Annotated in this window: 13 protein-coding genes; 8 read left to right on the top strand and 5 right to left on the bottom strand. The window is 56.5% G+C overall.

Annotation, left to right across the window (positions count from 1 at the left end; all coding sequences use genetic code 11):
• Positions 1–179 precede the first annotated feature (179 nt).
• The 4 genes from lhpI to CUC55_RS12080 all read left to right on the top strand — a co-directional run bounded on the left by lhpI (position 180) and on the right by CUC55_RS12080 (position 5599).
• Positions 180–1121 (top strand): bifunctional Delta(1)-pyrroline-2-carboxylate/Delta(1)-piperideine-2-carboxylate reductase, encoded by a 942-nt coding sequence (gene lhpI / locus CUC55_RS12095; protein ID WP_067646188.1) that lies wholly within the window; start codon positions 180–182, stop codon positions 1119–1121.
• A 13-nt stretch (positions 1122–1134) separates the two neighbouring features.
• Entirely contained in the window at positions 1135–3615 is a 2481-nt protein-coding gene (gene hrpB, locus CUC55_RS12090; protein WP_103087982.1) for an ATP-dependent helicase HrpB, read from the top strand.
• A gap of 16 nt (positions 3616–3631) precedes the next feature.
• Positions 3632–4939 carry an ActS/PrrB/RegB family redox-sensitive histidine kinase gene (locus CUC55_RS12085; RefSeq protein ID WP_103087981.1) on the top strand — a complete coding sequence of 436 codons (1308 nt, stop codon included), beginning with the start codon at positions 3632–3634 and terminating at the stop codon, positions 4937–4939.
• Between the two features lie 69 nt (positions 4940–5008).
• Positions 5009–5599, top strand: coding sequence for an ActR/PrrA/RegA family redox response regulator transcription factor (locus CUC55_RS12080; protein WP_103087980.1), 591 nt, complete (start codon positions 5009–5011; stop codon positions 5597–5599).
• Between the two features lie 22 nt (positions 5600–5621).
• On the opposite strand, the gene CUC55_RS12075 is transcribed toward CUC55_RS12080, so the two are convergent.
• Positions 5622–6107: an MmcB family DNA repair protein gene (locus tag CUC55_RS12075; protein ID WP_103087979.1), complete on the bottom strand. Its 486-nt coding sequence runs from the start codon at positions 6105–6107 to the stop codon at positions 5622–5624.
• Between the two features lie 185 nt (positions 6108–6292).
• On the opposite strand from CUC55_RS12075, the gene CUC55_RS12070 reads away from it, so the two are divergent.
• On the top strand, positions 6293–6979 hold the full coding sequence (locus CUC55_RS12070; protein ID WP_067646180.1) for a L,D-transpeptidase: 687 nt from the start codon (positions 6293–6295) through the stop codon (positions 6977–6979).
• Between the two features lie 114 nt (positions 6980–7093).
• Here the strand turns inward: CUC55_RS12070 and CUC55_RS12065 are convergent, their stop codons facing one another.
• The 4 genes from CUC55_RS12065 to hslV form a co-directional block, all read right to left on the bottom strand.
• Positions 7094–9265: a malate synthase G gene (locus tag CUC55_RS12065; protein ID WP_103087978.1), complete on the bottom strand. Its 2172-nt coding sequence runs from the start codon at positions 9263–9265 to the stop codon at positions 7094–7096.
• 118 nt (positions 9266–9383) lie between these two features.
• The gene (locus CUC55_RS12060) at positions 9384–10346 is read right to left on the bottom strand and encodes a DUF1402 family protein (RefSeq protein WP_067646178.1); all 963 of its coding nucleotides are present in this window, start codon (positions 10344–10346) and stop codon (positions 9384–9386) included.
• A 147-nt stretch (positions 10347–10493) separates the two neighbouring features.
• On the bottom strand, positions 10494–11804 hold the full coding sequence (hslU, locus tag CUC55_RS12055) for an ATP-dependent protease ATPase subunit HslU (protein WP_103087977.1): 1311 nt from the start codon (positions 11802–11804) through the stop codon (positions 10494–10496).
• Between the two features lie 77 nt (positions 11805–11881).
• Complete coding sequence (gene hslV / locus CUC55_RS12050) at positions 11882–12409, bottom strand: ATP-dependent protease subunit HslV (RefSeq protein ID WP_103087976.1); 528 nt, start codon at positions 12407–12409, stop codon at positions 11882–11884.
• A gap of 201 nt (positions 12410–12610) precedes the next feature.
• On the opposite strand from hslV, the gene hisB reads away from it, so the two are divergent.
• From hisB to hisH, 3 genes are all read left to right on the top strand, one after another.
• Positions 12611–13207 carry an imidazoleglycerol-phosphate dehydratase HisB gene (hisB, locus tag CUC55_RS12045; protein WP_067646172.1) on the top strand — a complete coding sequence of 199 codons (597 nt, stop codon included), beginning with the start codon at positions 12611–12613 and terminating at the stop codon, positions 13205–13207.
• Positions 13208–13282: 75 nt separating this feature from the next.
• Entirely contained in the window at positions 13283–13774 is a 492-nt protein-coding gene (locus tag CUC55_RS12040; protein ID WP_067646170.1) for a DUF2628 domain-containing protein, read from the top strand.
• A gap of 1 nt (position 13775) precedes the next feature.
• Entirely contained in the window at positions 13776–14426 is a 651-nt protein-coding gene (gene hisH, locus CUC55_RS12035) for an imidazole glycerol phosphate synthase subunit HisH (protein ID WP_103087975.1), read from the top strand.

Raw genomic sequence — 14426 nt, 5'->3', positions numbered from 1 at the left:
TTATTGATTTCAAAAAGTATTTNGGATTAACCCCGCCCAACCACCCCGCCCCGCATAAAAAAGCCAATACTGGCTCTTTCCTGTAAAGCGGCGTTTTACAGCCCATCAGCCTCCTCTCCCTTCACCAGACAATGCGGCCTTGCTAAGGTCTATCCCAATCATCGGAACGGGAGTTTGTCATGCTGGTTCTCAACGAAGAAGAAACTCGGCGCGCCTTGGCGTGGCCCGCACTTATCAATGCAATAGAGAGCATGTTTCGCGGTAGCTGCGTCATGCCTGTCAGGCACCATCATGGGGTAGAGGTACCGGGCGAGAACGACGCAACATTGTTGATGATGCCTGCCTGGGTGCCCGGGTCCTATATGGGCGTAAAAATACTTTCTGTATTCCCCGATAACGGCCTGCGTTCTTTTCCAGCGATATTTGGCACCTATTTACTGTCCTCGGGCAAGACGGGCGAAATGCTGGCTGCGATAGAGGGCGGTGAGTTGACGGCGCGGCGCACGGCAGCGACATCGGCTCTGGCTGCCAGATATCTCGCGCGTCACGATGCTTCCTCTATGTTGATGGTGGGCACCGGACGATTATCGCTCAACTTGATAGAGGCGCACGCCACCACACGGCCGCTGACATCATTTCGTATATGGGGACGCAACCCTGTTGCCGCAGAGAGAACTGCTGAGGACGCACGTAAGCTTGGATTTGATGCGAAGGCCTGCACCGATCTTGAAGGGGCAGCACGCTCGGCTGATATCATTTCATGCGCAACGCTTTCTCAAGACCCNTTGATCAAGGGCGAATGGTTGAAAGCCGGTGCCCATCTCGATCTTGTCGGCGCTTTCAAGCCTACCATGCGCGAAAGCGACGATATGGCGGTGATACGTGCCAGCCTTTTTGTCGATACGTTCGATGGCGCACTGAAGGAGGGAGGCGATATCGTTCAGCCTCTCGCTGCAGGTGTCATCGGACGCAATGATATTCGTGCTGAACTTCGTGAACTTGTGTCTGGTCACCATGCCGGGCGTGCTAATGATGACGAAATAACGCTTTTCAAATCCGTCGGCGCTGCGCTGGAAGACCTCGCAGGCGCCATTTTGGCCTATGAAAGCGTCAAGACCTGAACTCGTGAGTGGCATGACACAGATTATAGAGCAGATATTGCCTACCCTCCCGGTTACGGATGTGTTGGCGGAGATTGGCGTTGCGCTGGCAAGCCATGGGCAGGCGGTGCTTTCGGCGCCGCCCGGGGCGGGCAAGACAACACTGGTGCCGCTTTATCTGCTCGACCAATCATGGCGCGGAGACGGCAAGATTATTCTGCTGGAGCTACGAAGACTGGCGGCCCGGGCTGCGGCCAGTCGCATGGCAGCGCTCTTGGGAGAAACGGTTGGGGAAACCGTAGGCTATCGTATGCGGCTGGACACCCGTATCTCGCCCAAANCCCGGATTGAGGTCGTAACGGAAGGTGTCTTTGCGCGCATGGTTCTGGATGATCCGGAATTGGGCGGCGTGTCCGCTGTCATTTTCGATGAGTTCCACGAACGCTCGCTCGACGGCGACTTCGGTCTCGCATTGGCACTGGATGTGCAGGCCGGACTTCGTGATGATCTGAAGATCGTCGTTATGTCGGCCACTCTCGATGTGGAAAGAATAAGCAACCTATTGGGGGAAGCCCCGGTTATCAAAAGTCTGGGGCGCAGTTTNCCAATAGACATACGCTATGATGACCGGCCGAGCCGTGAGCGGATAGAAGATAGCGTCGCACGGGCAATCATCGAGGTCCACGGAAACGAAAAAGGATCAATTCTCGCTTTTCTGCCAGGTCAGGGCGAAATTACGCGGACCGTGGAGAGGCTTGACGGTCGCTTCGGCCCGGATACCCACGTTATTCCCCTTTATGGCAACCTGTCGCAGAAAGAGCAGGATGCTGCGATCAAGCCGACAGAGCCGGGAAAGCGCAAGATCGTGCTGGCAACCTCCATTGCCGAAACCTCAATCACCATCGATGGCGTGAGCGTCGTGATCGATAGCGGCTTGCAGCGCCTACCGGTTTNCGAGCNGTCGACGGGCATGACACGACTGGAAACGGTGAAGGTGTCGCGCGCTTCGGCAGATCAACGGGCGGGGCGCGCTGGGCGTACCGAACCAGGCATCGCCATCCGGCTATGGCATACGGGGCAGACGGCCGCACTTGCGGCCTTTACACCGCCGCAGATATTGGCCAGTGACTTGTCCGCGCTGGCACTCGATCTCGCGCATTGGGGTGTGACCGACCCGGCTTCGCTTGCCTTTCTGGATCAGCCACCGCAGTCCGCTCTCATCGAGGCGCGCGCGCTTTTGACCAGCCTTGGCGCGCTGGATGCGTCAATGACTATTACCCCGCGTGGCAAGAAAATGAGGGAGCTGGCCATGCCCCCTCGCCTATCCGCCATGGTCATTGCCGCGCAGGAGGCAGGACATGGAAACGATGCGGCAATGCTGGCGGTGATTTTGACCGAACAAGGACTTGGCGGCAGCGATATCGATCTGGAGGAAAGGCTTCGCCGTTTCAAATATGAAAAAGGCGAACGTGCAACCGCAGCCAAAAGTCTGGCCAAACGGATTGTCTTGTCCCTTGGCGGCAGGGTTCGAGACGCATCTGCTGATACCGTCACCGCTGGAGAACTCTTGCTGCGTGCCTATCCCGATCGCATTGCCTTCCAGCGGGGCGGGCGTGGGCGTTACGTGATGGCCAACGGTCGAGGGGCGGAGCTTGCCGAGACAGAGCGTCTTGCCACGGAAAAAATGCTGGTCGTGGCGGATGTGACCGGGCGCGCTGCGCAGCCGCGCATTCTGGCAGCGGCCTCGATAGGGCGTGAAGATGTGGAAGAACATGTGCCGGACGCGGTCCGCACGGAGGACCAACTGTTTTNCGAAAAGGCCAGCGGTCAGGTTCGTGCCCGTCGCGTCACCCGCATTGGTGCAATTGTTCTGGAAGAGACCCCGCTTGGCAAACCGAGCGGCGAGAAAGCCGCACTTGCGCTTGCCAATGGCATTCGCGAGCACGGTTTGGTCATTCTCACCTTTTCCAAAGAAGCGCAGCAGTTGCGCCAGCGTCTGGGCTTTCTTCACCGGACCATTGGTGACCCGTGGCCGGATACGTGCAACGAGGCGCTGGTTGGGCGGCTGGATGAATGGTTCGTGCCTTACCAGCATGATGCCAGGAGTATTCAGGAGATCAGGTCCGGCGGCATCATGGACGGGCTGCTATCGCTCGTTCCGCATTCGGCACAACGTGAACTGACGAAATTGCTGCCGACGCATTTCGAGGCCCCAACGGGACAAAAACACCCGATCAGCTACGATGGGGACGAGCCGACTCTGACAATCCGTGTGCAGGAACTCTTCGGCTTGAAGCAGCACCCTTCGGTCGCGGGCGGCAAATTGCCACTGCTTCTGGAATTGACCTCGCCCGCACACAGGCCGATACAGACCACGCGGGATCTTCCCGGTTTCTGGGCAGGTTCGTGGAAAGACGTACGTGCCGATATGCGCGGGCGCTACCCACGCCATCCATGGCCCGAAGATCCAGCCTCGGCACTGCCGACCAATCGCGTAAAGCCGCGCGGAACGTAAGACAGGAGATCGGCGGATGGCCGTTCAGCCAGAAGAAAACACGCGGCTCGGCCGTGCCAGTCGCCATATCCGTTTGCAGACAATTGTCTGGCTGCGCTGGCTGGCCGTGGTCGGGCAGAGCGCGACGATCCTCATCGTTGCCTTCGGCCTCAATTTNCCGCTGCCTCTTCTCACCTGTGCCGTGCTGATCGGTGCGCTCGCAGTGGCAAACCTGTTCCTATCGGCTCGCTTTCCGGCCACCTATCGCCTTGACCCGTGGGAAGCGACACTGCTTCTCGCCTTTGATCTTCTTCAACTGACGGCATTGATCTACATCACCGGTGGGCTTTCCAACCCCTTTGCACCGCTTATCTGCGTACAGGTCATTATCGCCTTTGCGTCGCAGCCCATGAAACATTCGTTGATGCTGCTGGTCTTTGCGCTTGTCTGCGTCACGACGATAGCCTTCTCACCCTTTCCGGTTCCATGGTATCCGGATGAGACGCTGCCGATCCAGCTGATCATCCATGTTGGCATCTGGTGCTCCATCGTTGCCATGATGTTGTTCGCTGCCTTTTATGCATACCGTGTGTCCCACGAGGCCAATCAGCTGGCAGATGCGCTGGCTGCGACAGAACTTGTTCTCGAGCGGGAAAAGCATCTGTCGCAACTGGACGGACTGGCGGCCGCNGCCGCACATGAACTCGGCACTCCTCTCGCGACCATCAGTGTGGTCGCTAAAGAGATGGAGCGAGAGCTGGGCAGGGACGACCGTTTTAGGGAGGACGTTGCGTTGCTACGCAGTCAAAGCGAGCGTTGTCGTGATATTCTGCGCCGGCTAACCTCGCTCTCTGCAGACGGCGAAGAGCACCTGCGCAAGCTTCCGCTTTCCTCTCTCATCGAGGAGGTCATGGCGCCGCACCGTGAGTTCGGCATCAAGCTGCGGCTGGTTGAAAAAAGCAGTCGAAGCGGCGAGCCGGTCGGCGCACGCAATGCCGGTATTATCTATGGTCTTGGCAATCTGTTGGAAAACGCGGTCGATTATGCACGCGAATCCGTAACGGTGACGGCGGAACATGACGCGCAGCAAGTGAAGGTCATGATCGAAGACGATGGCCAGGGATATGCCCCGGACATTCTGGCGCGGATCGGTGAACCCTACGTCACGAAGCGCCAGAATGAGGCACGCGCCGGTGGGTTGGGGCTTGGATTGTTCATCGCGAAAACCCTTCTCGAGCGCTCCGGTGCAACGCTCAGTTTTGAGAACCGTGGACCAGATGCCGCAGGGGCGCGGGTGACGGTTGTCTGGCCACGCGCGATCATGGACGATAAGAAGAGTAACTGACTTTACTCTCGCATTCAATGAGACCTGCCAGGTCCCTATATGTGAAGAAGACCGCTGGAGACTGCTGGGATGAGTGACGACACACAAAAAGATAAGCCAGATGCGATCGCACCGGTAGATATCGACCNGATCGGNCCGGACAAATCACTTTTGATCGTTGATGACGACGGTCCGTTTCTGCGGCGCCTCGCACGCGCCATGGAAACGCGCGGCTTTACCGTAGAGACCGCCGAATCCGTCAGCGAGGGCATCGCGAAATCAAAACTGGCACCGCCCAAATATGCCGTCGTCGATTTGCGATTGGGTGACGGCAACGGTCTTGAGGTAATCGAGGCGATCCGACAGCACCGTGACGACACGCAAATCGTGGTTTTGACGGGATATGGCAACATCGCCACTGCCGTCACAGCGGTAAAGCTCGGCGCGCTCGATTATCTTGCCAAGCCCGCCGACGCAGATGACGTGTTCAATGCGCTGACCCAGCGAGAAGGCGACAAGATGGATTTGCCGGAAANTCCCATGTCGGCGGACCGGGTACGCTGGGAGCATATTCAGCGTGTCTATGAAATGTGCGAGCGAAACGTCTCAGAAACAGCGCGCCGCCTCAATATGCACCGGCGTACATTGCAACGCATATTGGCCAAGCGGGCGCCGAAATAATATCCGGCGCCACCAAGTTACTCTAATCGGAATAGCTTTTGCCGGTTGACCACTCGGCCATCATCAGGCGGCGGGCTGCTACACGAGAAAACTCCAGCATCAGGGATTTGCGCGTCGCTGGTGGCAATTTATGTTCGGGTGCCTCGCGCACCATGAGCGCGCCGTAGCCATCCGATACGAACATTCCGCACTCTTGCGGAAAAATATCGAGCGGCACGCCGTTATGGGTCGCAAAAANCAGCCGGTCGCAATGTTGCCGATAGTCTGGCCATTTACGGTCCACCCTGAAATCCTCGATGGAGGATTTGATCTCGATAATCCATACCTCTCCCTTTGCCGAAATGCTGATGAGATCGGCCCGTCTACCACTGGACAGTGACAGTTCCGGCAAAACGGCGTGGCGCATTTCGTTCAGCAATATCTGAACGCCGCGACGCACAAGCATCGCGTTTTCTGACTGCCGCCCGTCGATTAACGGATTATTGTTGATGATAGAAAGAATAGTCATGGATGAAATCCGGGAAATCGATCCCTTTCATGTTGCAAAAAGGCCATGAGGCCGCGATTTCGTGCACCGTATTCTTTTGCTGCGGTGCAACGGCTTGCCAACCTAAGATTAATCGAAAATAACCGATCTATTCAATAGAGCTTCCTACATCGACTCATATAGCCGATATTTCCCGCGAGAACATCATGCGCATTCGCACTTCCTTGACTGCCCTCGGCCTGTCGTCCGTACTTGCTTTGGGCGGTTGCGCCTCCACGACGACCCAGACCTCACCTGCTGGCACCGCCTCGGCACCGGCCTATGTCGAAACCACGCAGATCTTCGGTGACGAAGTTTACGGTGCGACGACCGATGCAGGCTATGCCCTGCCAGCCATTCCGATCAACCGCGTGGACAAGCGTTTCCACCGCCAGATCGTGAATTTCGAAACGCCGGAAAAAGCAGGCACTGTTATCGTCAACACCCGCGAGCGTTTCCTTTATTACATCCTGCCGGGCGGCAAGGCTGTGCGCTACGGTATCGGCGTTGGCAAGCAGGGCTTTGCATGGGCTGGTGAAGCCTATGTCGCCTGGAAGCAGGAATGGCCAATGTGGCATCCGCCGAAGGAAATGGCTGTGCGCAAGCCTGAAATCTCCAAATATGTGGAAGGCGGCATGGGCCCTGGCTTGACCAACCCGCTGGGCGCACGCGCCATGTATCTCTTCAACGAGAAGGGCCAGGATACACTGTTCCGCATCCATGGTTCGCCTGAGTGGGCATCCATCGGTACGGCTGCCTCATCTGGCTGCATCCGTATGATCAATCAGGACGTCATTGATCTCTACAGCCGCGTCCGGCCAGGCCGCACATCCAAGGTTATCGTGATCCAGTAAGATCGCCGGTCATCAAGTCAAAAAAGCCGCCGAGGATTTCCCGGCGGCTTTTTTGTTGGGATCGCTTTTGTCGCCCGTCATCACGCGTCGCCGACGGGACGCCAAAGAAACCCGTTAAGCTGTCTGTTTGGCCTTCAACTCAAGACGGCGGCGATGCAGGACCGGTTCGGTATAGCCGTTGGGCTGTTCTTTACCCTTGAGCACCAGCTCTACAGCGGCCTGAAAAGCGATGGATGTATCGAAGTTTCCCGCCATTGGCACATAGGCTGGGTCACCCGCATTCTGGCCATCCACAACAGCGGCCATGCGCTGCATGGTTTCCATGATCTGTGCCTCGGAAACGACACCATGGCGCAGCCAATTGGCCATGTGCTGGGCGGAAATACGCAGTGTCGCGCGGTCCTCCATCAGGCCGATATTGTTGATATCGGGGACCTTCGAGCATCCAACGCCTTGATCGACCCAGCGAACGACATAGCCCAATATTCCCTGCGCATTGTTATCCAATTCCCGCTGGATTTCCTCTGCGCTCCAGTTTGGGCGAACCGCGACGGGTACCGACAGGATGTCGGAAAGCTTGGCACGATCACGATTTTTCAATCCGCCCTGAACCTCTGCCACATCGACGCTATGGTAGTGCGTGGCATGCAGCGTCGCAGCTGTGGGTGACGGCACCCAGGCCGTGTTCGCACCGGCTTTCGGATGGGCGATCTTCTGCTCCAGCATTGCCGCCATCAGGTCCGGCATCGCCCACATGCCCTTGCCAATCTGGGCGTGGCCGGAAAGACCGCATTCCAGACCGATATCGACATTCCAGTTCTCATAAGCTGCGATCCAAGAAGCCTGCTTCATGTCGCCCTTGCGGATCATCGGGCCCGCTTCCATCGAGGTGTGGATTTCATCACCGGTGCGATCCAGAAAGCCGGTATTGATGAAGACGACACGATCCTTGGCGGCGCGAATGCACTCCTTGAGGTTGACGGTGGTGCGGCGTTCCTCGTCCATGATGCCCATTTNGATCGTGTTGGGCTCCATGCCGATCAGCTTTTCGACGCGACCAAAAATTTCGGATGCAAATGCCACCTCTTCCGGACCATGCATTTTTGGCTTGACCACATACATGGAGCCGGCACGCGAATTCTGGCGGCGTCCGTTGGGACCGACATCATAAAGCGCAATCAGGCCTGTGACGATCGCATCCATGATGCCTTCGGGGATTTCCTTACCATCCTGATCAAGCACCGCGGGATTGGTCATGAGGTGGCCGACATTGCGCACCAGCATCAGCGAGCGACCCGGAATAGTCAGTGCAGAACCATCTGGGGCGGTGTAATTGCGGTCTGCATTGAGACGGCGAGTGAACGTTGAACCGCCCTTGGCCACTTCTTCGGTCAGATCACCGCGCATCAGGCCGAGCCAATTGCTGTAAGCCACGACCTTGTCGTCCGCATCGACCGCAGCGACGGAATCCTCACAATCCATGATCGTCGTCAGCGCTGATTCGAGAATGACATCTGAAATGCCCGCCGCATCGGTTTTGCCAATATCGGTCGAGGGATCGATGACGATTTCGACGTGAAGGCCGTTCTTCGCCAAAAGGATTGATGAAGGTGCGGCGGCCTCACCACCAAAGCCTGAAANCTGTGCAGGATCACTCAATCCGCCCCATGCGCCGCCAACTTCAATCGCCAGCACACCGTCTTCAATCTTGACGCCGGATACTTGTGACCAGCTGCCGCTTGCCAATGGCGCAGAGCGATCCAGAAAATCCCGTGCCCAGGCAATGACCTTCGCGCCCCGCTTGGGATTGTATCCCTTGCCTTTCGCGGCACCATCATCGTCGGAAATGGCATCTGTGCCGTAAAGCGCATCGTAAAGCGAACCCCAGCGGGCGTTCGCGGCATTCAGCGCGTAGCGCGCATTCATCACCGGCACGACGAGCTGTGGACCGGCGAGCAGGGCAATTTCAGGATCGACATTTTGCGTATCGACCTTGAAGGCACCACCTTCCGGCAGGAGATAGCCGATGTCTCTCAGGAACGCCTCGTATTGATCAAGATCTATCGGCGCGCCGTTTTCACGATACCAGGCGTCGATTTTTNCCTGAAAGGCATCACGCTTGGCCAGCAAGTCCCGATTCTTTGGCGACAGCTCGCGCACAATCTTTGAAAANCCCGCGAAGAAGGCGTCTGCGTCCAGTCCTGTTTCCGGCAGGACATCGTCCTTCAAAAAGCGATAAAGCGTTTCGTCAAATAAAAGACCGTGCTGTTCGATGCGGCTCACCATATATCTCCCTTGTCATTATTGGGTCGGAGAGTGGACGCTGAAAGGCCGCCTCGTCAATCACGGGCCAGCGTCTAACGGTTTTCTTTTCAGAAATACTTCATCCGACCTTGCTAGAAAATTACAAAAGATTCTGAAGTTCCGGCAGCTTGTCGTTGACCAGCCAGCCATAATAATTTTCCTCGGGCCACAATGGCGCTTCCCCGCTTGCGGCACGCTGACGGTTCTTCTGGGCAAGCGCAGCGGCTCGCTGCTGCGATCCACCCAGATTATAGAGCGTGGATGTCAGGCCCGGATTTTTGGAAATGTCCATATCGGCAATCGACTTATAGTCATCGATGGATTTGCGAATGGCGGCCGCCATGTAAGCCAGCGACCGATCCGGGTCCATGATCGACGTATAGACCGCGGCGGCATCATTCTCATCCAGATTTTCAAAGCCGGAAACGCGCGCAACCCTGTCAGACAGCATCAGTGCCGTCAAAGGATTAATCTGGCCAAGCCCAAAGGTCTGGCCCGCATAAAAGGGCTGGAAGAAAACCGAACTGAAGCGATTGTCCGGATAGCTGACACCATCAACCTTTTTGCCCCGGAAGCTATCGTCCCAGACGTCTTCCCGGCAGGTCCATAAGCTGGCCGAATCGCGCTTCGTCTCGCATTTGGAAAACTGCGTATGCGACAGAAACTGGGCGATAGTTTCGTCCTTGTAACCGAAACGGAAGCTGTTGCCAGCGTATGAAGCAGCCTTGACGTAATAGGATTGAAGCCGGTCATAGGCGTCGACATTATAGGTGTGCTCGCCCACGATAGCGCCGATCATATGAATCGGGTCGATCCCATAGCGGCCCGCCGTCGATTTGATCTTTGAGATCAACTGCTTATCGCTTGAAAGGAGATCGATGACCTTCTGATATTTGCGATCAAATGTGGAGTTAGAGCTTTTCGTGCGGCGCGCTGAAGCGCCTGGTATGCCCGGTTGCTCCGCATTGCGGTTACCGGGGGGCACCGTCGCCGCCTGCGCGAACGACGGATAAACCACGCCGAAGACAAAAATCGCGGCCAATGCCAGAAGGGTTTTACGCACGGGAAATGCCTTTTCTTCGACCGGCTTTAAGACCGGACCATACTTTCAAAAGCTATTAACGTTTTCATTAGCGAAAAACGTGGTCAAATGTCGAGAGAAGGCAAATAAANTAAGAGTGCGGCAAAGATGGCCGCACTCTGACGCAGCTTAAAGAATGTAGCGAGAGAGGTCGGTGTCGGCAGCAATGTCTCCTACGTGTTTTTNCACATAGTCCTGATCGATCTTCACAGCAGAGCCGCCACGATCCGGCGCATTGAACGAAATTTCGTCCAACACCCGCTCCATCACCGTTTGAAGACGACGTGCGCCGATATTTTCAACGGACGAATTCAGATGGACCGCAACATCAGCCAAAGCGTCTATGGCGTCATCTGTAAATTCAAGATTCAAATCTTCCGTTGCCATCAGCGCTATATACTGGCGGATGAGGCTTGCCTCGGTTTCCGTCAGAATACGGCGGAAATCCTCCTTGGTCAGAGGCTTCAGCTCGACGCGGATCGGCAGACGGCCCTGAAGTTCGGGCAGAAGGTCCGATGGTTTAGATACATGGAAAGCACCGGATGCGATGAACAGAATATGATCGGTTTNCACAGGCCCATATTTCGTGGACACGGTCGTGCCTTCCACCAGCGGCAAANGATCACGCTGCACGCCTTCGCGGGACACACCCGCACCCATGCCGCCATCACGCGCCGCGATCTTATCGATCTCGTCCAGAAAGACGATGCCGTCATTTTCAGTGGACTTCACCGCTTCGCGCTGGATCAGCTCGTTGTCCAGCATCTTGTCGGATTCATCGCGGATCAGATCGGCATAGGACTTCTCAACCGTCGTGCGCACCTTCTTCGTACGGCCACCCATGGCCTTGCCAAACATGTCCGAGAGATTGAGGACGCCTATATTGGCACCGGGTGGCATACCGGGAATATCAAAGCCAGGCATAGCGGAACTCGTGTCGGCAACCTCGATATCGATTTCCTTTTTGTCCATCTCTCCATCGCGAAGCTTTTNGCGAAAGCTTTCACGCGTCCCTGGTGATGCTGTGGAGCCAACAAGCGCGTCCAACACCCGTTCTTCGGCGCTGGCGTGGGCTTTCGCCTGGACCTCGGCGCGCTTCTTTTCGCGCACCAGCCCAATGCCGATTTCCACCAGATCACGGATGATCTGCTCGACATCGCGACCGACATACCCGACTTCGGTAAACTTTGTGGCTTCGACTTTGATAAAGGGTGCACCAGCAAGTTTCGCGAGACGACGGGAAATTTCGGTCTTGCCGACGCCGGTCGGCCCAATCATCAGGATGTTCTTCGGCATGACCTCGTCACGCAGGCTTTCATCGAGTTGCTGGCGGCGCCACCGGTTGCGAAGAGCAATCGCCACGGCGCGCTTGGCGTCATGTTGACCGATGATATAACGGTCGAGTTCCGAGACAATCTCGCGAGGAGAAAAAGTCGTCATCTTGTTCCTTTCGGCGTCCTGTTGCGGCCAGCCATCAGGCCCGGCCCAGAGAACCCATGGGTTTTGGAAGGCGCAGCTTACTCTGCGTCGAGCGTTTCAATCACGAGATTATGGTTGGTGTAGACACAGATATCGGCGGCGATATCGAGCGACTGACGCGCGATCTCTTCCGCCGACTTTNCCGAATCCATCAGCGCACGGGCAGCGGCGAACGCATAGTTTCCGCCCGAACCAATGGCGATCGCACCATGTTCCGGCTCCAGAACGTCGCCATTACCCGTAATCGCCAGCGTAATCGATTTGTCGGCCACCAGCATCATGGCTTCGAGATTGCGGAGATACTTGTCCGTGCGCCAGTCCTTGGCCAACTCGACGGCTGCGCGCATCAATTGGCCGGGATATTGCTCCAGTTTCTTTTCAAGACGGTCGAGCAACGTAAAGGCATCGGCCGTGGCACCGGCAAAGCCTGCAATCACATCACCGGCCTTGCCGATGCGGCGCACTTTGCGAGCATTGCCTTTCATCACCGTCTGGCCGAGACTGACCTGACCGTCACCGGCCATCACCACCTTGCCGGCCTTTCTCACAGTAATAATTGTTGTCATCAAACACCTGTTTGCCCTTGAGAGGGCGTTGCAACGGGATGCGTCTTCGATCCCTGTTCGAAGTCTATGTAAGTCCGGTTTTNGCGATTGCAAATGAGCCGGACGGTGCGGACCGGGGTGCAATGCGGCAAGACAATGTAATGGCTGGATATTTGCCAGTCTTGCTGATAAGGAACCCCGATATTGATACGGAGCAGCCAAATGGCAGAGCGTAGAGCCGAGATTTCCCGCAAGACGAACGAAACAAACGTTTCCGTGCGCATCGATATCGACGGGACAGGCAAATCGAAGATTTCCACCGGTGTGGGGTTCTTCGATCATATGCTCGACCAGCTCAGCCGCCATTCGCTTATCGACATGGACATCGATGTGACGGGCGACCTGCATATCGATGATCACCACACAGTCGAAGACACCGGTATTGCCATCGGCCAGGCCATTGCCAAGGCACTCGGGGACCGTCGCGGCATCGCCAGATATGCGTCGCTTGATCTTGCCATGGACGAAACCATGACCAAGGCCGCCGTCGATATTTCCGGTCGTCCGTTTCTTGTCTGGAATGTCGCATTCTCTGCGCCAAAGATCGGCACCTTCGATACCGAACTCGTGCGTGAATTCTTTCAGGCGCTGGCACAGAATGCCGGTATAACCCTTCACATCCTGAATCATTATGGTGCCAACAACCACCATATAGCCGAAACTTGCTTCAAGGCGGTTGCCCGCGTGTTGCGCGTTGCCACCGAGATCGATCCCCGTCAGGCAGACCGCGTTCCCTCGACAAAGGGCATGCTGGCCTGAGATAGATGAAATCGTCAGAGCGGCACGAAGCCATTGCGCTTTTATCCATCGCTGAGACCATTGTCAGGAAAGCCGATGACATCTTATCTGGTTCTTGAAGCACCCGGCGGTCCAGACCGCGATCACCGCTCCACGCGGTTCATCGCTGATCGCTTCTCATGGCTTGCCCTGCTATTTCCCTGGGTGTGGTTCGCCATCCAGCGCCTGTGGTTGGTCGCCATCGGAATTGTTGTTTTGCAAGTGTCGGCAGGTCAGGTTTCAGGACTGGAAGGCTTCGGCACTACAGGCGCACTCTTCGCGCTCGCCGCAGGTTTGATCGCTGGGTTCGAAGGACGAAATATTCTTGTTCGACATCTCCTTTGCAACGGCTGGACGTTAAAAGATGTCGTTCACGCACGTGACCTTGCCGCTGCCGAGGAGATTTACTTTTCAAACCTGCCAGAAGATGACATCTCGCAAATCTCCAAAATCCCGCAGCCGGAATGGAAACAGGACCGCACAAACGGCAACGGGTTCATGAACGATCCAGCCGGGTCGTTTCAATTCGATTTGAATGGAAGGCGCTGATATGCGTGTGGCAATTATCGATTACGGCTCCGGCAATCTGCGCTCGGCGACGAAAGCCTTTGAGCGCGCTGCCCGCGAAGCCGGTATCGATGCGACCATCGATCTAACTGACAGTCCGGAGGCCGTTGCATCCGCTGATTGCATCGTTCTGCCTGGCGTAGGGGCCTATGCCGATTGCCGCGCGGNTCTTTATGCCGTGAGCGGTATGAATGAGGCTTTGATCGAAGCCGTCGAAACCAAGGCCCGCCCTTTCATTGGCATTTGCGTTGGTATGCAGCTTATGTCCTCACGCGGGTTGGAAAAGACCACGAGCGAAGGCCTCGGCTGGATCGAGGGCGATGTCGTGGAAATGACGCCCTCCGATCCTAACTTGAAANTCCCGCAGATCGGCTGGAACACGCTCGACTTGCACCGCCCTCACCCACTGTTTGACGGCATCAAGACCGGTGCGGATGGCCTGCACGCCTATTTCGTGCACTCCTATCACCTTGCCGCCAAACATGCCGAGGATGTCATTGCCACCACCAATTACGGTGGCGCGATGACGGCCTTCGTGGGTCGCGACAACAAGGTCGGGGCGCAATTCCACCCGGAAAAAAGCCAGACACTTGGCCTTGCCCTCATTTCGAATTTCCTGCGCTGGAAGCCCTGA

This window comes from Agrobacterium bohemicum (assembly GCF_002896715.1).
In the GTDB taxonomy this organism is placed as follows: Bacteria; Pseudomonadota; Alphaproteobacteria; order Rhizobiales; family Rhizobiaceae; genus Agrobacterium; species Agrobacterium bohemicum.
Note: the sequence above shows the minus strand (reverse complement) of the source record. Positions and strands in the feature narration are given on the sequence as shown.